This is a genomic window from Pedobacter sp. WC2423 (assembly GCF_040822065.1).
GTDB lineage: Bacteria > Bacteroidota > Bacteroidia > Sphingobacteriales > Sphingobacteriaceae > Pedobacter.
On record NZ_CP162005.1, the window covers coordinates 4,830,041 to 4,850,862 of the forward strand.

The window sequence follows — 20,822 nt, forward strand, 5'->3', positions numbered from 1 at the left end:
AATGAAAGAACTAAAGAAATATCTTAAAGTAATTCCTTTTATGCCGGTTTTGCTACTGGTTCTGGCAGGGTGTAAAAAGGAAAAAATAGATTCCGGATATGATAATCGCAGTATAACCGATGCACGTAAAAGTTCATCTGTCAGAATTATCAACCTTGCAGACTATAACCAGGTACAGGCAAATGGAGATACGCTGACTAATTATATCATAAGACAGCCTAATGATCCTATGGGTTCAGCCTTTCCGGGTACTGTTTATTTTCCTGAAAAAGGACGTTTGGAGACCACATGGAATATTCAACAGAATTTTTTTAAAAATGGGACTGCTAAAATATTGGTAGAGCATGCTGCTTATCAGATGCAAAAAGATCCGTTGCAACTGGAAGTGAAGGAAGATGTCCAGCCAGCAGATTACTATTTGCTGCCGACAGAAACGTATGCCCAGGTAACCGGTCAGCCGGCTTTTGTAAGGGTGCCGAGGTCGGTTGCCGCAGCTTCCAATCCATCCAGTTTTAAGGTTAGGATACTAAATCTTTCTGCAACAGTAAAACCTGAACAAGGAATGGAAAGTATTAACGGGCCGATGAGCCTGGCCTGGGCAGATGGAACGCTGATCAGCAGCAAAACTAATAATATTCTTCCGGGACAGTATTCAGACTACATAGAATTGCCTTATACTACCGCTCAGTTAAAGGTACTTACCCCTGACGGTATTCAGGTGCCTGGTTTTGGTGATGGTCAGGTTCTGAATCCTTCAACATCAACCATAGAAGGGTTTACATTGACTTATGTGCCTTTGAAAACTTATGTTCCGGGTGGCGTCTATACCATAGTTGTTGCTGCCAGAGAATTTGTGATTCCCTACAGAAGTTCTAATAACGGGGAAACAGTTAAAGGCTATCAAAACAGTTTAAGAGTGATCAATGATGTGAATGAACCTGTTAACTTAACTTATGGGCGTATACAAGCTGTAAATGCTATTCCGGGTGTCAATGGAATGAAGGTATTGGTTAATGGAAAAGCGCTGGGAGCATCAATGAACTATACAGGACAAACAGCATATGAACCTTTCATTATCGGAGATTATAAAATTGAAGCAACAGATGCTTCAGGAGCTGTAATTGCAAGTAATTCCCTGAAACTTGGGGCTAACACCAATTTTACGCTGTGGGTACATCCGGATGCCAATGGTAAAACAACCATCAGTGCAGTAGCCAATGACCTGAGCGGAACTTTGTTTTCAGGCGCTGGAAGTGGAGATGATGCCACTTATTCTCGTTACAAGGCAGGCTTTCCATTCAATATCCGTTTCTTAAATCTTTGTCCGGACATGCCTTACTTAACACTAACGACTAATAATGCTCAGGATTTTCCAAGTGCTTATGGATTTAATACCGATGCTGTGAAAAATCTGAGACCGGGCATATTTCCTGTAGAATCACCTTATATCAGAGCGTCTTACGATGCGAAGCCTTATCAGATTATGGCATTCCGGTCTTCGCCAACGGTATTTCCGGGAACCTGGGCAAGTGATATACCTGTAGTGAACAGTAAAGATTTGATAGCCAGACCAGAATTATATGTCAGGGGAGATTTACCCAATCAGGAGCCAGGTTTTTATACGATAGCCTTAGTTGGTAGTACAAGCCCATCGGCACCTGCTGATAAGAAAGCAAAAATGATCATTGTGAAACACAGTAAATAGATGTTAGTTATGCCACAATCAAGAGTTAAAAATATCCTGTTAAGCTCCATAGTCCTGTTGCTTTTTGCAGCTGGCTGCAGCAAAGTAGACTATGCAAAAATAGATGATCCGGCTTATTTAAGAGTTTTTAATAACCTTAACTATACCATAGGTCTGGAAAATAAAGATGAAGCTGTGCCTTTTCTGACTATGCTGATAGATCCGGAAATGGATCAGGATGGAATGCCTGTAAAAGCTGGTATTAAAGGTGACTTTCTGGATCAGCGGGAGCCTTATGCCCCTCCATATCCCTCACATATAGGAACAGGTGTTTCTTTTAAAAATGCGGAATACCCGGGAAAAGAGAATGTACTGGTCGGCCCTGTGCTGAATGGTTTTGATCTGAGCAGCTGGGCGCAGATTCCTTCTGGTAAACACCGGATCGTATTTATGTTCAGACCGGTTAACAGCGTTCCTTTTTTTGAGCTGGATCCCAAGCTAAAACATAAGGTCTTAATTGATACAACTATGGTTCTGGATTCAAAGGAAGTGTATACACTTCATGTTCTGCAAAAGAATTTTGTGACCAAAAAGAATGGTATTTATTTAAGAAAAGAGAACTTTCATAAACTGCCCTTATCAGACTCTCTGGTTTATGTCAATTTCTATAATATGAGTGCAAAGGGTTTTCTGGAAGCCAGTAAAGATCAGAAAACAAGTTATAAAAAATCAGGAGCGTTATATGGAGGAATTAAAGAAGAGATGAATATTTTTTATTCTTTATACACCAGCGAAAAAACGATGAACGATCCTGTTTTTGGTTATCAGAATAGATTATTAGGTAAGCTGACGCGTAACTCAGAAGTGCTTGAAGTAAGTCCGTATTATAATTTTCCTCTGTTTGCAGATGGCAAATCCAATGGAATATTTACTAATATCTGGCAACGGATCGATTTGATGGCACCAGGAATGGATCCTGCAAATAACCCTTATGAATCTTTTCAGTTAGAGACCAGTGGAAACTGGGCTCCGGTTAACTGTATGACAGATGGTAAATCACAACTTACAGGGAACGATAATGCTGCTCAACTACCGAATATGATTGTAAATATTCATTCTGGTATTTATAATCCACGCTCATTTTCCACAGTAAACACAATTGAGATTGTAAATGGAAATGTTTATCTCACTACTGTGCAGCGGAAATACGCACCTCCAATCTATTAACCCGGCTGATCAGACCTTAAATAATTAATTCTAATGAATACTAGAAAATCAATCAAAAAATTACTTCTGCTGATCCCTGTCTTATTGCTGCTGTTCAATTCCTGCAAGCATGAAGATCTGGAAATTGTAAAAGAAAATGAGAATTTCAGGCTAGCCTCAGATTTTATCAAAAATAATTATGACATGACGCTTTTTTATGCGGCTATAGAAAAAACGGGTATAACAGCTCAACTGCAGGGGCCAGGTCCATTTACAGTACTTGTACCTAATAATTTGGCATTTCAGCAGATTGGAATTAGCAGGCCATCTGACTTTGATAAGATGAATCAGGATAGTCTGAAAAGCCTGGTTCAGCATCATATTCTGAATTACCGGTTACTTACCAGGGATATTCCTGTAAATGGAGTAGATATCCGATATCTTACTATCGGGGGAAATGAGCTATACACTTCTGCTGCAAACCTTTTTCCTGGTGGAGGCCGTAATGCAGACCCTGATCTTTATTTCGATGGGTCAGCTGTAGTTAAACCAGATGTGTCTGTGGCCAACGGAACTATTCATGTACTGAATAAAGTGATGAAATATACGCCTAAAAGTACGGTGCAGGACTGGCTGGCCAGGCGTCCAGAGTACAGCATTTTTGTCAGCGGATTAAAGAAATTCGGTCTTTGGGATAAACTTTCAACAGCCGGGCCGTTTACTGTGTTTGCACCGCAGAATAAGGTATTTGAAACCAACGGTATTACAGAAGCCTCAATTGCCGCTTTAAATACACAAAATTATTCAGGTCAAAGGCTTTTTGGTGCCTATATTTTAAATAAAAAGCACCTCTTCATTTCTGATTATGATGTTTTTAAGACGATCAATAATGAAACTTCTTTTATCAGAAAAGTAGATGATAACGACTGGCTGCTTATGATGTCCTCTCAGTCAAATTACTTTACCAGGTTAGTCACATTGACGATGAATTTAAGAACGCCTGTTGATTTATATACAAACTACAATTCTATCCAGGCTGCAATTCCGGGATTATCAGATAATCTGACAGACAATGGATTGGTACATGATGTTCAGGGACTGTTACTGTTACCAGAGGAGGCTTTAATTAATAATTCACCAAAAAACTAAGCAAATGAAACTAATAAAATTATTGACGTGCTGCTTGCTTTTTGTGACGCTGGCATCATGCAGAAAAGCAGAGTTTATGCCTGAAGCAGAAGGACAGCCTGTACCACATACAGATATTACGATTACGCTAAAAGAAGTATTGACTGCCTCTCCATATACTTTATTTAAAGCGGCATGGGAACGCAGTAATATGAACGGGATTCTAAAGGCAAAAGGAAATAAAGCTCCATTTATTTTACTTGTTCCTTCTGATGCCGCCTTTATTGCAGATGGATTAACACTGGAGGTTATCAATAAAACAACACCCGAACTGCTGGATAGTGTGCTGCTGTACCATGTCATAGCAGGAAATATGAAGGTAGAAGATTTTAAGATAAGTGAAAATCGTTTCGCAGGCAGGAGTTTACTGGAAAATCCAGATTTAAGAGTTAAACCAGCGGTCTCAGGAGCTGCACCATCTGACCCTTACTTTTATCTGCAATATTTAAAATATGCAGACGGAGCACTTTTTATTAACGGAAAAAAAGAGAGTACAACGGCTCCGGTTCAGGCGAAAGATGGGGTATTGTGGCCGGTAGATCATGTATTGCATAAACCAACAAAAACATTATTGCAGGTATTACAGGAAGACGGACGTTTTGGGATGTATCTGGAATTGACTGAACGGACAGATGCCTTGTTTGCAGAGCTTAGTGAGGGTAATGTTCAGCACGACTTTAAAATGGGATTAACCTATTTGCCATCACATGCCAATTTTAACGTGGTTTTCAACTCCATTTTCGCGATTCCGGACGAGGTTTTCCATAAAGCAGGTTATCAGACAGTAGACGATATTCTGGCGCTGAATGACCGGAATCCACTCCCTTACTTCGATTATGAAACCTATTCCATGGTTGGTGGATTAGCTACAGATACATTGGTCGCTTATCATCGCTGGGGAGCTATGCTTTCTTATAATGATCCGCAGACAGGAAGAGGCGAGGAAGGTTTAACTAATTTTTACTCTAATGATTTGACCAATAGTTTATTGTCAAATTACACCATAGTTGGCTCAGGATCTTACGGCAAATTACCCGTTTATACGAATCCATTAGAATTCAGTAAAGAAGCAGGGGTAGTTAAGGTGAATGTTAAAGGCGCTGATCATCCTGCTGCGGCAATTACAGACGCGGATATCAATACGATTATGGGGCCGGTACATGTCGTAGACCATTTAATTGTACCTAAGGGGTTCAAATTGTAATTCTTATCAATACTAAATGATTTAACAGCAGACCAATGAATAACTATAAATATATTTTACTGTGCTTACTTGCTTTTAGCCTGTACAGTTGTAAAAAAGATAAAGAACAAACTAAAGAAGGAGATACCAATAAGATCAGTGCTGTAGTAGCTGATAATTTTAATCTATCCATTTTCAATACCGGCCTCATCAGGTCGGGATTAAAAGCTAAAATGCTTGAAACCGGACCATTTACTGCAATTGCTCCTTCGGACGCAGCTTTTGCAAGTGCCGGGCTCGGTACTGCTGCTGCTGTTTTAGGTGCAGAGCCCGCAAGGATTTCTGCCATTATGAATTACCATATACTGAACGGAAGTTATGAACTGAATAAATTGCCTTTCCTGTTTAATCAGGAGATCCGTTCTGGTAATGGGGGTAAGCTATTTGTAACGCACTGGATAAAAGCAGGAGATACCATACTCACTATTAACGGTTCAAAAGTAATCGCACAAAATATCAAAGCATCTAATGGATTGGTCCAGGTAGTTGAACAGATGCTGGAGCCTTATACACATGAGCTGGTCACAGATGCTATTGCTTCTGACCGGGATATCAGTTTGTTTTACCAGGCACTTCAGCGTTCAGGATTAATTGAAACTTTAAAAGGTAAAGGTCCTTATACCATCTTCGCACCGGATAATAAAGCTATGATCGCATTTGGACTGCCTTCGCTCGAAGCTATCAACCAGATGGACCCGGCTGTACTGGCAACTGTACTGCGGTATCATATCCTGACAGACCGCAGGTTTGTTTATGACTATATACTAAGTACAGGGAAATCTGAAAAAAGTGAGCAGACCATGTTAGATGGTAATTCAGTTCAGATCCAGCTTATCCCGGACTCGGCTACCCCCGGGAATTATTCAGGAATCCGCTTAAAGGGAACGGGGAATACATCACCAGTCATGCTAACCAAGAGGGATGTGTTGACAGGAAATGGCGTATTGCATACTATCGGAAGCGTACTGAAGATCACACAGTAATTAAACATTAAGAATTCTAGAGATGACATTAATTCAGCTATTCAAAAAAATAAGCCTGCTCTTGTGTCTGCTACTGCCCTTTATGGTTAGCGGGCAGGAAACCAGCGGAACATTAAGCGGGACAATATATGATGCAGCGGGGCAGACATTGCCGGGGGCATCTGTTACCGCAATTCATCAGCCATCAGGTACAAAATACGCCACATCTGCTGATAAAAATGGACATTACTATCTTCCTAATCTGCGAATAGGCGGGCCATATAGCGTAGAAGTTGCCATGATCAGTATGAAAAGCAATAAAAAAGAAGGGATAACCATCCGTTTAGGTGCGGCTATTCAACTGAATTTTGCATTAGGTGATCAAAGTCAGCAACTGGCCGAGGTTACGGTGAGAGCTACCAAAAGAGGAGCGCAGGCAAGTACTTACGGATCAGGTAAAAATATCAGTGCCGATCAGGTTCGTAATATGGCTACTGTATCCCGCAGTATTACCGATATCACACGTTTAGTTCCACAGGCAAGTAAAGATAACAGCTTTGGGGGCGCAAATTTCAGATACAATAACGTAACCATTGATGGTGCGGTAAATAACGATGCAATCGGTTTCAGCCCATCATTAGGAGGGCAGTCAGGTACTTCAGGGATGGCAGGAAGTTCTACCCGTACCAACCCGATTTCTATTGATGCGATTGAAGACATGCAGGTTTATCTTGCACCATATGATGTTAAGATTGGTAATTTTACCGGAGGGTCAGTAAACGCTGTAACACGAAGCGGAACTAATACTTTAAGCGGATCTGTTTACGGTTTTGGCCGTAACGCAGCTTTAACCGGAAAAGACCGTGTGGGTACGCTGGGGAAAATGAACAGTGATTTTTCTGATTATCAGACAGGTTTTCGTGTAGGTTTCCCGATTATCAAAAACAAACTTTTTTTCTTCAGCAATGAGGAGATTACCCGCAGAGAAGATCCTGCCCAATTAAATGCAGGGCAGTTAGAAACCAGCCGCATCTTAACTATTGCCGATGCAAATGCGATTACCGCAGCAGGTTTTATTGATGCGGGTACTGCCGGAGAGTTTACCACTTATTCAAAATCCCGTAAGTTTTTTAACAGAATAGACTGGAATATCAGTGATAAACTTCAATTAGCAGTAAGAAACAATACCATTATTTCTGAGGCTACCCATATGGACCGCGATCAGCAGGATTTCAGATTTAGCAGCATGGCTTTCTTACAGAAAAATAATCAAACGGCTACAGTTGCAGAATTAAAAAGCAGGATGAGCAATAGCCTTTCAGGTAATTTCCTGGTGGGGTATACCCGCGTAAATGATTCCCGTAATCCACTGGGTGACCCAGGTGCACCACAGGTACAGATTATGGGACGTACACCAGGAACAACCATTTACCTGGGTACAGATCGTGAGGCAAGTATCTTTGATATGAAGCAACGAACATTAGAGCTGACAGCCAATCTGAACTGGAATATCGGTAAACACACCCTGACTATGGGTACGCATAACGAATTGTATAAAATCAATTACGGATTTGTAAATTCCTGGAACGGAAGAGTTGATTATCTGAGTATAGATGATTATCTGAATAATAACCCTTATCGTGTAAGAGGTGCATACAATTATACCAATAACAACAGAGACTATATCCTTGATCATCCGGGTGCGGTTTTTAATGTAAATATGTATAGTGTGTATTTTCAGGATGAAATCCGGGTATCAGATAAATTAAAAGTGATTCCGGGTCTGAGAGCAGATCTGACTGATTTACCGCAAAGACCAGGATTGAGCGATAAGACAAATACAGCATTAGCAGATCCGAATTTCGGAACTACCTATACCTATACACCACTAAGCAGAATTGGAAATAACTTCCTGAACAAAGTACAAATCTCTCCAAGAGTAGGGTTCCGTTATGACTGGTTAGGTGATCAGAGTTTGATTTTAAGAGGAGGAACGGGTTTATTTACAGGAAGAATCCCAATGGCATGGTTAGCCTATGCTTTCTATAATACAGGAGACAGTTACGGTGGATTTGATCAGAAAGCAGATCAAAAACCATTTTTACCGGGTACTACCCCACTAAAAGGCGGGCCGAATGGTATTGGTGGTTTTATTCAGGACAACGGTGCTGTTATCAATAACCCAAACAGTGGTAAAACACAAGCAGATTTAGTAGATAATGGTTTTGTAATGCCCCAGGTACTGAGAACAAGTTTAGCACTCGACTACACCACGACAAGTCAGTGGAAGTTTAGTATCGAAGGAATCTATACCAAAAATATCAAGGATGTGCTTTTTCAGCAATTGAACGTACAGGATAATCCAACCTATTATGGTTATGATAAACTACATCAACAACCTGTTTACAGCGGTACAGTAGATCAGCGTTTTTCCAACACCTATTTACTGAGCAACACAAGCAAAGGCTACAGATACAGTTTAACAGGGAGTATCAGTAAAACTATTGCAGATGTATTACAGGCTTCGGTATCCTACACTTATGGGCAGTCTAAAGATCTGTCAAACGGAGTACGTAACTCCATGGAATCAAACTGGCAGTTAAACCAGTCGTTAGTGCCTGATAATCCAGGTTTGGCTAATAGCAATTTTGATATCAGAAACCGTATCGTAAGCAGTATCAGCTATAACAAGATCTGGAGTAAAGCAGGTAAAACCAATGTTTCATTATTTGTTAGTGCACAATCGGGCAACCCTTTTACTTACGGAATTGTAAACAACAGTATACAGGGATTGCCACAGCAGGTGAGTTTAGCTTATATTCCACAAAGGGATGAAGCAATTCGTTTCTTCCAGAATAATGCTTCAGGAACTGCTGCTCAGCAAGCTGCAGCCTTTAACCAATTGATTGACGGTAATGAATATCTAAGCAGCAGAAGGGGGGATTTTACAGAAAGGAACAAGGGGCGTACGCCATGGAATGTACAGGCAGATCTTCATTTATCGCATGACTTGTTTATCAATAAAAACAACAAACAGTTCATTACCCTGACTGCCGATGTGATGAACCTGACTAATCTGATTAACAAGAGCTGGGGGATACAATATTTCTCTCCCAATACTTTCAACTCTACCTCAAGCGTAGGTTTGACACCAACTCTCTTCCCTCCACAACAGAATGCAGGCAGTTACCCGGTTTATACATTTAATGATCCTGGACAACCTTACAGTATTGATTACTATGGATCGAGAACACAGGTACAGTTAGGCTTAAGATATACTTTTTAAAAGACGGGGATGAACCTATATATAAAAAACAAAATGAAGAATTATTGGATATTCAAACAAGCTGCGGTTTATAAGGCTGTTTGTAGCTTTGGCATACTACTGCTGCTATTTGCTGCCTGTAAAAAAGAGCATAACGAGCCGGTAAAAGAGGCGCTCAAAGTAACTGATTATTATCCGAACAGCGGAAATAAAGGAACGCTTGTCACAGTAGAAGGTACTGGTCTTGGTGGTGACGTATCAGCAACCTTTTCAGGAACCGGTGCAGATATAGTCAGTGCGACAGCTACTGCTGTTGTGATGAGAGCACCTGCTGGTGGTACAAGCGGAGATATTGTACTGAAAGTAAACGGTGAAACGATTAGTATAGGTAAATACACCTATCAGGAGCTGACTATCAAAGGAATCAGCCCTAAAAATGGTGCTGCCGGAACACACGTTCGTATTTCCGGAGAAGGTTTTGGCAGTCTGTCGGGCCCGGCACAAGTATTGATTAACGGGAAAACTGCTTTGGTGGTGAGTGCCAGCGATACTTTACTGGTCGCAGAAGTGCCGGAAGCAGCCGGTAGCGGGCCCGTAACCGTAAAAGTAAATGGTAAAGAAGCATCCGGACAAACCTTTAAATTTCAATCCATCACAGCGATTAAACCATTAACAGGAGGAAAAGGAACACATGTACGCATTACAGGTTCTGGATTTGATGAATTGGTTAAAGGGAATTATGTTGATTTCAATGGTAAGCAAGCTTTGGTAGAAGAAGCTGCGGATGATCATCTTGTTGTTATTGCACCGGATGCAGTCACTACTGGTCCAGTAGCTGTGACTATCAATAATCAGAAAGTAACAGGACCTGTCTTTACAGTAGTAGCGTTGCCGGTAATCCTGAAAGTTACCCCGCTAAGCGGGCCGGCTGGTGCAGTAATGACTATTACCGGAACTGCCTTCAGTACCATTACTGAAGAAAATAAGGTAACCATCAATGGTAAAGATGTTGCGGTAACAGCAGCAACTTCTACTCAGATTACCCTTATAATTCCGGGAGGTACAGGAAATGGTAAAATTGTACTGAGTGTAAATGACCAGCTAGCCGAAGGGCCTGAATTTAAGGATCAGAGTTTAGGTATCTCAAAATTAAGTCCTGAAAGTGGTTTGGCAGGTACACGTGTGACCATCACAGGTACAGGCTTTAATCCAGCTGCCGGACAAAATGCAGTGGCCTTTAATGGAAAAGCTGCTACTGTGGTAAGTGCTTCAGAAACCAGTCTTGTAGTTATTGCGCCCGAAGGATTCACGTCAGGGCCATTAAAAGTTGTAGTTAATGGCCAGACAACGGTTGCGCCTGCAGACTTTAACCATGCCGGGGTAGTCACACTCGCAGGTGGAAAAGGCAATAATGAATTGACACTGGACGGAAGAAGTGGTGCACTGGCAGTAGATACACACGGAAATGTATATGTACTGGAATTAAGTTTAAACCGTGTAAAGAAAATCACCCCTGGTGGAACAGTTTCTCTTTTTGCAGGAAGCCCGTCCGGACAGTCAGGTAACAGGAACGGAACAGGCTCAGATGCGCTATTTAACCTGAGTTCAGGAACAGGTATGGCTATCGATGATCAGGATAACCTGTTTATTAGTGATTATGGTAATCAGTGTATCCGGAAAATCAGCCCACAGGGAGTTGTGAGTACATTTGTCACCAATGCAGGAAGACCAGGCAAAATCGCTTTTGATGAAAAAGGGTTCTTGTATATAATTAATGGATTTACTAATGTGTTGAGATTTGATAAGAATGGGTTGAGGTCAACAATTAATCCTAGTGGTATGAATGAAGGTGCAAGACCGGCAATCTATGGCGATATTTTCTATTCAGTGAGTAACGAAATAATTTATATCAGCAGTTCCGAATTCTTAAGTAAAAGAAACATAAACTGGTGGGTTGGAACTAACTATGGCTATGTGGATGGTGTTGGATCTGCAGCAATGTTTACCGATATAAATGGTTTAACTTCTGACGGAAAGGGAAATATCCTGGTCGCTGATAATGGTAACCTTGCAATCAGGAAGATCAGTATTTCAACCAGAGAAGTAACGACTGTTGCAAAATTTGTTACCGGCAGCAGTGACGGAAGTCTCAATGAGGCTGGATTCGCCTCTATTGGGGATATAGCCATTGGAAAAGATGGAACTGTATACGTCTTAGATTACAATAATAATGCAGTAAGAAAGATTTTCCTTAAATAATAATTTAATTATGCGCTCTATCGGGTCTGGCACTTGCCGGGCCCGATTTTAACTCATGTTATTTATGCAGACAACAGATATCGCCATATTGATTTTATCTATTGCAGATTTAATCATCCTGATCTTTGTGCCATTAATTGATAAGAAGCTTTATAGCAAATAAAAAACCATCTCATATATTATATGAGATGGTTTTTATCTTATTAAGAGGTTTTTGATCTGTAAAACTAGTACACTTGTTTCACTCTGCTATCGCCAGAACCGTAATAAAAGTTAACAACTTTTTTATCGCCTTTATTGCTTAGTAAATAAGTATTGGTTATTCCTCTGTTTGTTGTGATGTTTATGTTGCTATTATTGCCTAATGAAGAATAGTTTGAATCATAAGGAACAGCTTTTAAAATAACACCTTTAGCATCAGAAACCAAGACCCCTGCATCATCTCTTTTAAGATGAACATAGCCACTACCACCTTCAGGAGAGTAAGTATAAGCTAGTTTTCCATTCGATCCTGCATTAGCCATTAATTTTGGGGCTGATTTTATGATATTCCCTGTTATATCAACGATTTCTACATTAATTTTAGCGTTAGCATCGTAGGTATACATATTCAGATCTGTATTACCATTTTGATTATTAGTACTATTAATATTAAGTCTTTCCACTTGAAATTTATCACTTACAGAAGATAACAACACCTGGTTGTAATAATTATAATAAGTACTTCCTGGGAAATATAGCGTTCTACCGGTCTTGTCAGCTGCAACTTTAAAGTAATAAGAGCTAGTCACTGTTGGAAACGGAGCATTGAAATTATTCACATTGAAATAAGTCTTTATTGTTGTTAGTCTTGGCAGACTAGCCGGAAATGAAGCTACAGCGTCGTCTTCTGTTGCGTTAACATAAAGTTTCTGATCGGCTGCAATTTGCTCAAATGAAAGTGTGTATCCATTTGGAGCAGCAGGAACTTTAATACTGTAAACACCAGCTGCATCAGTATAGGTTGGAAAATAAACACTGTAAGACTCTGAAGAATTTGTTGGAATGTTTGCAGCAGCTGTAACTAATACTTTAGCCCCCACTTTTTCTGGGGTATTGTTTGTTAAATCTGTTTCAATATAAAGAGTACCTGTGATCTCATTTGTTAAATCTGTAGTATTCCATAACTTCACATTGCTATTAGCAGCAAGAGACTGTGAAATCTGAGTTGCAGCATAACCAGTTTTTGAAACCAGGAAAGTACTTGTTGGGAATAGATATAAGGCCGTAAAAGTAACGATACCTTGTGCATTTGTTTTTGCTGCAAATATTTTTCCTTCAGAAGATACCGTAACATCAGCATCTGCCAGTGGAGCATTAGAGATCACATCAACAACTCTTATGGTATAATCTTGTTTTCTTGCAGCAATATTACTTTTTATTTTCAAGCTATCATTCAGCTTTAATTGCTCAAGAGCAGCTGTATTGATTAACTGCTGCATAGCAGTTGCACCTTTTTGTTTTAATGTTTCAAGATCAAGTTCATGCTGATATTTTAAATTCAACAGGTCTTTTTGGGCATTGATGGCATCATTCTCGTTAAACTTATCCTTGCTGCAACCTGCAATCAGAATAGCGAACGCCATAACTGTTAAAATAGTAAATTTTGACTTCATATTATGCTTATTTATTTAAGTAAATTGGGATTTTTGATTGGACGAAACTCTATTTAAGAGTTGATAGTGGCATGATGATGCCTAATTTTGTAAGGAAAGAGTTTGTTCTGATATTTGTTCCAAAACCCACTTTTTCCATATAAGAATATTTGTCCCTGGCTGATGATAAGCCATTTAAATATCTCATATCTATAAGCAGCAGGAATCTTGAAGTCAAAGGCAGCTTTAAATTCGCACCTGCTATTAAGTTGAACCTTGAGGCATTGAATAAGTTGCCCGCGTTCTGTGAAGCGTTAACTGTAGCAATGATATCTTCTCCGGGAAGAAGGTTACCTGTTTTCTGATAGCGCTCGTTTACATTATAAGTGTAAGCATAACTTCCACCAACATATACCGAAGGTTTCCATAACTGTTTAAGCTTAAATGTATAATTAATTAGAAGAGGGATTTCGATACTATTCAGTTTATAAGAGCTGTTCTTCACATTTTTAGTTTCAAAACTTTCTGGTAAGTCATACCTGGTGTCATCCTTGAAACGGATCATGCTTCCACCTTGCTGCAAAGAATTTACTTCTAATTGCAGACTTATTTCCTTAATTAATTTGTAGTTAACAGAAATTCCGGCAGTATATCCTGTGTTTGACCCGGTTTGAGGCTGTCCTTTAGTGAAGTGGTTTAAACTTAATCCAGCAGCTATACCAACTTCTAGTTTGTTTTTTAAAGAGTCAGAAAACTTGCTTTGTTTATTGTTTTCCGTGGTTTTTTGAGCTGAAGCAATATTAGTAAGAAATAATATTGATGTTGTTGCTGAAAGAAAAACAAATGATAATTTAAAAGTTTTCTGAGCAATAAAATTAATTTTAATAAGTGATAACATTTTGAGCGCTAAGTGGTTTATTTTCTTGGAGCGCAAATGTATTGAATTATTTGTTAAATCAAATTTTTGTTCGAAAATAAATATTTGCAAATAACTTCACTGAGACTTTTGGTTAATTTGCAGGTAAAGTTATAGCGCAGGGAATTGCAATTGATAACTTCCGGGAGTAATACCCTCTAGTTTCTTGAACACACGGATAAAATAATTGGAATCACTGAATCCAAGCTCATAGCTGACCGCAGCAATCTTTGAACCAGGTGTAGCCAGCATTTGTTTCGCGCGGTTTATCTTTTCGGTTAAGATGAAATCATTGGGGCTGATACCCAGTTCCCGTTTAAATAATCTGTAAAAAGTAGCTTTGCTCATACAAGCTTTACTACTTAAGCTATTAATATTTATTTTTTGATTCAGATTAGCTTTAATATAACCAATTACAAAGGCCAGTGGATTCTGATTCGTATCTGTGCGGCCAATGGTCTTTAAATTTTGTGTTTGCATAACCCTGACCAGTAATTCCTTTAAGGTCAGGTCTGCCAGTACATCTTTCTCTTTTGACCCCTCAGCACAAATGCGGATAATCTTATTAATTAAAAATGAGATCTCTTCATTGTTGTAAAAATGATATTCCTCATAATTTAAAGACCACTGCTGACCGGCAGTGGTTTTAGGAAAATATTCATTCAGATAACGGATAGTTTGTTGAATCTGCTCATTGTCTATGGCCAGCGCAATACATTGTGCAGGATTCTGACCAGAAGCCTCGGGAAAATCTATTTCCATCATTTGTGAAGGACGGACAATGACGGTCTCTCCCGGCAAATAATCAAAACCATGCTGATCACCAAGATGCATTATCTTTTTACCGCGCAGCATGCTTGTAATGACAAAATCATTAAAAGTCAAAGGTACTTTATACGACTCGGAATAGGTTTCAAACACATTCAATTCACAACGTTCCAGCGTATAAGCCGTTCTGTTTTCTACTAAGGTTTGTAAATTCGCTTCCTTACTTAACTCCACAAGATTTAATTTATGCTGCATCATGATCAGTAAATTTTGGTTAGTACTAAGGGCGTATACCCAAATATAAGTTTATTTCAAGACGCTCGCACACTCTTTCTGCAACGATAATGCTACTACTTGCTACAATTGTCCTATCTCCGGTTTCAATTAGCCGTTACGTTTGTAAGAACCAAATTATAAATTCATATCCTTATGGAAAGACCGGCATTTAAATCCCATTATGATAATTTTATCGGAGGCAAGTTTGTACCACCAGTAAAAGGTATCTATTTTGATAACATATCCCCTGTAGACGGGAAAGTATTTACAAAGGCAGCAAGATCAAGCAAAGAAGACGTGGAGCTGGCACTGGATGCAGCACATGAAGCTTTTAAAACCTGGAGTAAAAGTTCTCCAACCTACAGGAGTAATATCCTGTTGAAAGTTGCGCAGAAAATAGAAGATAATTTAACTTACCTCGCCACAATTGAAACCATCGATAATGGTAAAGCGATCAGAGAAACATTAGCGGCAGATTTACCGCTGGTAGTAGATCACTTCAGATATTTTGCCGGGGTGATCAGAGGTGAAGAAGGTACTATAGCAGAGCATGATGAACACACAGTAAGTATTGTGCTGCACGAGCCAATAGGCGTTGTGGCTCAGATTATACCCTGGAACTTTCCTTTACTGATGGCCACCTGGAAAATAGCACCGGCATTAGCTGCGGGCTGCTGTACAGTTGTTAAACCAGCAGAACAGACTCCAGTGTCAATTATTATTTTAATGGAACTGATTGGAGATATTCTTCCTCCCGGTGTATTAAATATTGTCAATGGCTATGGTCTGGAAGTTGGGAAACCTTTAGCTACCTCTTCAAGAATCTCTAAAGTTGCCTTTACCGGCAGTACCACTTCAGGTCGTTTAATCATGCAATATGCTGCTGAAAACATTATTCCATCAACTATGGAGTTAGGCGGTAAATCACCAAATATATTTTTTGATTCTGTAGGCGCCCAGGATGATGAATTTTTTGATAAAGCAGTAGAAGGAGCGGTTATGTTCGCATTGAATCAAGGTGAAGTTTGTACCTGTCCATCCCGTTTATTAATACAGGAAGGTCTTTACGATAAATTTATCAGTCGTGTTATTGAGCGGACAAAGGCCATCAAAACATTAAACCCACTGGATCAGGAAAGTATGATGGGTGCGCAGACTTCCAATGAGCAGTATCAAAAAATATTATCTTATATCAAAATAGGAATTGAAGAAGGAGCAGAAGTACTGACCGGAGGAGGAATCAATAAATTACCGGGAGAGCTGGAAACAGGGTACTATATTGAACCAACGATCTTTAAAGGGCATAACAAAATGCGGATTTTTCAGGAAGAAATATTCGGCCCTGTCCTTTGTGTAACCACATTTAAAACAGTAGAAGAAGCTATTGAAATTGCAAATGATACTTTATATGGGTTAGGTGCCGGCGTATGGACACGTGATGCACATGAGTTATATCAGGTGCCACGTGCTATCCAGGCTGGTCGTGTATGGGTGAACCAATATCACTCTTATCCAGCCCATGCGCCATTCGGTGGTTATAAAAAATCCGGATTTGGCAGAGAGAACCATAAAATGATGCTGGACCATTACAGAAGTGTTAAGAATATGCTGATCTCTTATGACAAGAACAAATTAGGGTTCTTTTAAATTTATTATTAAACCATTTTATTATATGTCAGTTCCTGCTATGAAAGCTGCCCGTTGGTATGCTGCTAAAGATATTAGAGTAGAAGATGCCCCAATACCCTCCACTGGTAGTAAACAAGTGAAAATAGAAGTGCAGTACGCAGGTATTTGTGGGTCTGATTTGCATGAATATGCACATGGGCCGATGTTGATTCCTGCTGATGTGCCTTATCCTTTAAACGGACATATTGGCGTAACCACTTTAGGTCATGAATTCTCGGGCGTGGTAACCGAAGTTGGAGAAGAAGTTAAACAAGTGAAAGCAGGAGACAGGGTCGTTGTAGAACCTCTTTTCAGAAACCCTGAAAGTCCCTTTATTGTGACTGGTGAGTATAATCTGTCAGAACCTCTGGGTTTTATCGGACTGACTTCGAACGGTGGTTTTGCGAAGTTTGTTGTCGTAGAAGATTATATGGTACATCCTATTCCGGACAACATGAGTTTTGAGCAGGGAGCATTGGTTGAACCAGCTGCGGTAGCTGTATATGCGGTAAAAAGCAGTGGATTAAAGCTTGGGCAATCCTGTGTTATATTTGGAGCCGGGCCGATTGGGTTACTCTGTGTACAGGCTGCAATTGCGGCTGGTGCTGCAACCGTGATCGTTGTAGATGTTGCCGAAAAACGTTTAGATAAAGCGCTTGAAATTGGCGCTACCCGGGTCATCAATGGAAAAGAGAAGGATGTGTCAGCTCAGGTTAAGCAATTAACTGCTGGCGGTGCGGATATTTATATTGATGCGGCGGGCGTGCAGGCAACTTATGATGCTGGAATTGCTAGTTTGAAAAATGGAGGTACTGCTTTATTAGTCGCTCTTTTTGGAAAACCGGTCACAACGAATGCTTTTGATCAGGTTGTACGTGAAATTACCATTAAGGGGACTATAGCTTACCGGAACATCTTTCCGGAAGTAATTCAACTGATTCATACTGGCAGAATGCCTGTTGAAAAGCTAGTAACTGCAAGAATTGAGCTTGAAAATATCGTAGAAGAAGGGTTTGAAGCATTGCTGAACAATCCTACACAGGTGAAAATATTGGTTAAAATTGCTAAATAATCATGAGCAGCAAGAGAATCTTAGTTACAGAAAAAGCCATAGGTGTAATCAATCAATTGAAAGCTGAACACGGTGAGCTGTTTTTTCATCAGAGCGGTGGATGTTGTGAAGGATCCTATCCGCATTGTTTTGAAAAAGGAGGTTTTCTGATAGGATCCAATGATGTTTGTCTTGGAGAGATTGAAGGATGTAAGTTTTATATGGCTGGAGATCAGTTTGAATACTGGAAACATACCCAGCTTACTTTAGATGTTATGGAAGGGAGAGCCGCCGGTTTCTCCCTTGAATCAACCCTGGATGTTGGATTTATAATACATTCAAGGCTGTTTACCGAAGAAGAATTGAAGACGTTGGAGCCTGTAAATTCTGGCCCGGAAGAATAAAAATGCATTTATTTTAAATAAAATTGCATAACCATTTTGAAATCCAAAAAAAGAAACTACATTTGCAGCCCACCAACCGAGGTGGAGCATGATCGAAATCATGTGAATAAAAGGATGGTGCGGTAGCTCAGTCGGTAGAGCAAAGGATTGAAAATCCTTGTGTCGCCGGTTCGATCCCGGCCCACACCACTTCTACAAAAAAGCCTGTTTTCATTATGAAGACAGGCTTTTTTTGATTTTTAAAGTATTTTTCTGTCACTTTTTGTAACGCAGACTATCAAATACTTGGAAGTTCGACAGTTTTTTTGTTGAATTGATCATAGTTGTTTGACAGACGTTTCGGACGGTTTCATTTGAAAACTGCCTAACTCACTGACTTTTGACTTAATAATTCTAATAATAAATCTGTTTCTTACCACTCAAATCCATAATTAGTTTCGAGATCTCCGGAGAAATCTGGCTTATGTTCTGCCGTCTCAAATTCTAGTATAAATCCTGGCTCATCGTCATAATAACTTATTATACTTAATTCTTTCCAGCCTTCTTCCATTCTAAAATTCAGACTATTGATTTCTTTTATAGCACTCATATCTTTAAAGTAACCAATTCCAACTATTCTAACTATTCCATTTTGACCATTGAATATCCAGCCTGCAGAATCAATCATTTTATTTTGTACGGTTGTTTTATTCCCTATCTGAAAGTTATAGTCATCATCAGGAAGTCCGATTATTGGAATAGCGATTCCTTCTCTGGTAATTATGTCACCATGTTCAGTTTCTGTAAAATGTTTCAAAACATCTTTTTTATCTAAAGAATTTTTATCTAAGTAATCTTCTAATAAGGATGGATTGTAAACAACAAATCCGTTTAGTTCGGCAAAGAGTATATTTTTCATAATTATTTATATGATGCCATTTTTTTAATATGCCATTCTTCTAATTTTTCAAATGCTTCGGCTGGAGTGACATTTTTCGCTAACACTTCTCCTGTACCTGGAATTTTTAAATCACCTTTAATATCATCCAGTCCTGATAGACCTTTTTTACTCGCTTGAATTAGCTCATCCTGAGTTCCAGTCCAGGGATCCTGGCGAGAACCCACGTATGGTTTTTGTGCTGCATGAATTCTTTCATGTGACCCAGCTATATATGGGTCATTAAAAAAGTATGTCGGAGTTTCTGTATACGATCCAAGGTGAATTAATCCGACACTATTCGCCTTACCTAAATATACCAAGTGATGTCCTGATCTTACGGGATTTGGCCAGGCATTAATCCCATTGGGTCAGTCCAGGGAGTTATCGACAGCAAATGTGAATGCACTTAAGAAGGATTTAAATTTAGTAGGAGGTTAATGAATTGTCATCCTGATGAGATCCTTGATATCAGAAAAACCTTTATCCTGATTTAGGAAATAGGCAAATTGAAGTACATGGTACTTCCTGTCCAAAAAGTCTGAGATTGCTTTGAAAGCCATAACTATTGGTTTAAATGTATTTGGTTGTTTGTCAGAATAACGTCAAATGCCTTGCCATTATTTCTTTGTAATCAGTGTGATGTGAGATTTTAGATCAAAATTTGTATCAAACGCAGTTTGATGTCTTAATTATTTATTTCTAAGCTATGTTGAGTTTTTAATATTGACTAAGTTACTATACAACAGCAAACGATATAACTAACAATATTCTTAAAGCTAATCAACTAATAAAAAAGATATTTTTATCCGGCCTTATTTTTGTTTACAGAATATTTAACCAATTTAAAGCTCCCATAACCAAATAGAAAAATGGAAACTCAACTTGAACAAAACAAAACAGTAGTGAGGCGCTTTAATCTCGAAGTTATTGAACAAGGTAACCTGGAAAGCTTTAAAGAATTGATGGATGACCGGTTTATTAATCATACGGCTCCTCAGGGAAGCGATAACGGTCCCGAAGGAATGATTTTTACATTTAATCAGGTCTTAAGACCCGCTTTCCCTGACCTGAAAGTTACGATCTATGATCAGATTGCAGAAGGAGAATTGGTAACTACCCGTAAAACAATTACAGGAACACACAACGGTATCTTTATGGGAATGCCACCTACCGGAAAAAAAGTTGCAATTCAGGTCATAGATATTGTAAAGGTTGTGGACGGTAAATACACCGAACACTGGGGAATAAATACACTTTCCACTGTGCTCACGCAACTTGCTACAGATTATGTCATTAAACAGCCAGTTATAACTCATCCGGAAACAGAATCAATCATCAGTAACTTATTTGATAAAAATTCAGAAATTTAGAATTTAATA

Annotated in this window: 17 protein-coding genes and 1 tRNA gene; 12 read left to right on the top strand and 6 right to left on the bottom strand. The window is 39.3% G+C overall.

Translation table 11 applies throughout. The features are described from left to right. The first annotated feature begins 1 nt into the window (after position 1). From AB3G38_RS20150 to AB3G38_RS20180, 7 genes are read left to right on the top strand one after another with little or no spacing between them, the layout of a single operon-like run. Positions 2 to 1,705: a DUF4397 domain-containing protein gene (locus tag AB3G38_RS20150; protein ID WP_367865537.1), complete on the top strand. Its 1,704-nt coding sequence runs from the start codon at positions 2 to 4 to the stop codon at positions 1,703 to 1,705. 9 nt (positions 1,706 to 1,714) lie between these two features. Further along, a complete protein-coding gene (locus AB3G38_RS20155) occupies positions 1,715 to 2,911 on the top strand; it encodes a hypothetical protein (protein ID WP_367865538.1) in 1,197 nt (398 codons plus the stop codon). 33 nt (positions 2,912 to 2,944) lie between these two features. Continuing rightward, a complete protein-coding gene (locus tag AB3G38_RS20160) occupies positions 2,945 to 4,039 on the top strand; it encodes a fasciclin domain-containing protein (RefSeq protein ID WP_367865539.1) in 1,095 nt (364 codons plus the stop codon). Between the two features lie 4 nt (positions 4,040 to 4,043). Beyond that, positions 4,044 to 5,282 (top strand): fasciclin domain-containing protein, encoded by a 1,239-nt coding sequence (locus AB3G38_RS20165; protein ID WP_367865540.1) that lies wholly within the window; start codon positions 4,044 to 4,046, stop codon positions 5,280 to 5,282. Positions 5,283 to 5,317: 35 nt separating this feature from the next. Further along, positions 5,318 to 6,304 (top strand): fasciclin domain-containing protein, encoded by a 987-nt coding sequence (locus AB3G38_RS20170; RefSeq protein WP_367865541.1) that lies wholly within the window; start codon positions 5,318 to 5,320, stop codon positions 6,302 to 6,304. 22 nt (positions 6,305 to 6,326) lie between these two features. Further along, positions 6,327 to 9,569 carry a carboxypeptidase regulatory-like domain-containing protein gene (locus AB3G38_RS20175; protein WP_367865542.1) on the top strand — a complete coding sequence of 1,081 codons (3,243 nt, stop codon included), beginning with the start codon at positions 6,327 to 6,329 and terminating at the stop codon, positions 9,567 to 9,569. A 33-nt stretch (positions 9,570 to 9,602) separates the two neighbouring features. Beyond that, positions 9,603 to 11,807 (top strand): IPT/TIG domain-containing protein, encoded by a 2,205-nt coding sequence (locus tag AB3G38_RS20180; protein ID WP_367865543.1) that lies wholly within the window; start codon positions 9,603 to 9,605, stop codon positions 11,805 to 11,807. Between the two features lie 227 nt (positions 11,808 to 12,034). Here the strand turns inward: AB3G38_RS20180 and AB3G38_RS20185 are convergent, their stop codons facing one another. The 3 genes from AB3G38_RS20185 to AB3G38_RS20195 all read right to left on the bottom strand — a co-directional run bounded on the left by AB3G38_RS20185 (position 12,035) and on the right by AB3G38_RS20195 (position 15,383). After that, positions 12,035 to 13,462, bottom strand: coding sequence for a hypothetical protein (locus tag AB3G38_RS20185; protein WP_367865544.1), 1,428 nt, complete (start codon positions 13,460 to 13,462; stop codon positions 12,035 to 12,037). Between the two features lie 49 nt (positions 13,463 to 13,511). Beyond that, positions 13,512 to 14,339 carry a porin family protein gene (locus tag AB3G38_RS20190; protein WP_367865545.1) on the bottom strand — a complete coding sequence of 276 codons (828 nt, stop codon included), beginning with the start codon at positions 14,337 to 14,339 and terminating at the stop codon, positions 13,512 to 13,514. A gap of 129 nt (positions 14,340 to 14,468) precedes the next feature. After that, positions 14,469 to 15,383: an AraC family transcriptional regulator N-terminal domain-containing protein gene (locus tag AB3G38_RS20195; RefSeq protein ID WP_367865546.1), complete on the bottom strand. Its 915-nt coding sequence runs from the start codon at positions 15,381 to 15,383 to the stop codon at positions 14,469 to 14,471. A gap of 171 nt (positions 15,384 to 15,554) precedes the next feature. On the opposite strand from AB3G38_RS20195, the gene AB3G38_RS20200 reads away from it, so the two are divergent. From AB3G38_RS20200 to AB3G38_RS20215, 4 genes are all read left to right on the top strand, one after another. Then, positions 15,555 to 17,048, top strand: coding sequence for an aldehyde dehydrogenase family protein (locus AB3G38_RS20200; RefSeq protein ID WP_367865547.1), 1,494 nt, complete (start codon positions 15,555 to 15,557; stop codon positions 17,046 to 17,048). Positions 17,049 to 17,073: 25 nt separating this feature from the next. After that, positions 17,074 to 18,141 carry a 2,3-butanediol dehydrogenase gene (locus tag AB3G38_RS20205; protein WP_367865548.1) on the top strand — a complete coding sequence of 356 codons (1,068 nt, stop codon included), beginning with the start codon at positions 17,074 to 17,076 and terminating at the stop codon, positions 18,139 to 18,141. 2 nt (positions 18,142 to 18,143) lie between these two features. Continuing rightward, complete coding sequence (locus AB3G38_RS20210; protein ID WP_367865549.1) at positions 18,144 to 18,524, top strand: DUF779 domain-containing protein; 381 nt, start codon at positions 18,144 to 18,146, stop codon at positions 18,522 to 18,524. 116 nt (positions 18,525 to 18,640) lie between these two features. Continuing rightward, positions 18,641 to 18,713 (top strand) — tRNA-Phe (locus AB3G38_RS20215). A gap of 223 nt (positions 18,714 to 18,936) precedes the next feature. On the opposite strand, the gene AB3G38_RS20220 is transcribed toward AB3G38_RS20215, so the two are convergent. The 3 genes from AB3G38_RS20220 to AB3G38_RS20230 all read right to left on the bottom strand — a co-directional run bounded on the left by AB3G38_RS20220 (position 18,937) and on the right by AB3G38_RS20230 (position 20,003). Beyond that, positions 18,937 to 19,422 carry a hypothetical protein gene (locus tag AB3G38_RS20220; RefSeq protein WP_367865550.1) on the bottom strand — a complete coding sequence of 162 codons (486 nt, stop codon included), beginning with the start codon at positions 19,420 to 19,422 and terminating at the stop codon, positions 18,937 to 18,939. Positions 19,423 to 19,424: 2 nt separating this feature from the next. Continuing rightward, a complete protein-coding gene (locus tag AB3G38_RS20225; protein ID WP_367865551.1) occupies positions 19,425 to 19,763 on the bottom strand; it encodes a hypothetical protein in 339 nt (112 codons plus the stop codon). Positions 19,764 to 19,877: 114 nt separating this feature from the next. Further along, the gene (locus AB3G38_RS20230; protein WP_367865552.1) at positions 19,878 to 20,003 is read right to left on the bottom strand and encodes a hypothetical protein; all 126 of its coding nucleotides are present in this window, start codon (positions 20,001 to 20,003) and stop codon (positions 19,878 to 19,880) included. Positions 20,004 to 20,312: 309 nt separating this feature from the next. Between AB3G38_RS20230 and AB3G38_RS20235 the strand changes: the two genes are divergently transcribed. Next, on the top strand, positions 20,313 to 20,813 hold the full coding sequence (locus AB3G38_RS20235; RefSeq protein ID WP_367865553.1) for an ester cyclase: 501 nt from the start codon (positions 20,313 to 20,315) through the stop codon (positions 20,811 to 20,813). Positions 20,814 to 20,822 lie beyond the last annotated feature (9 nt).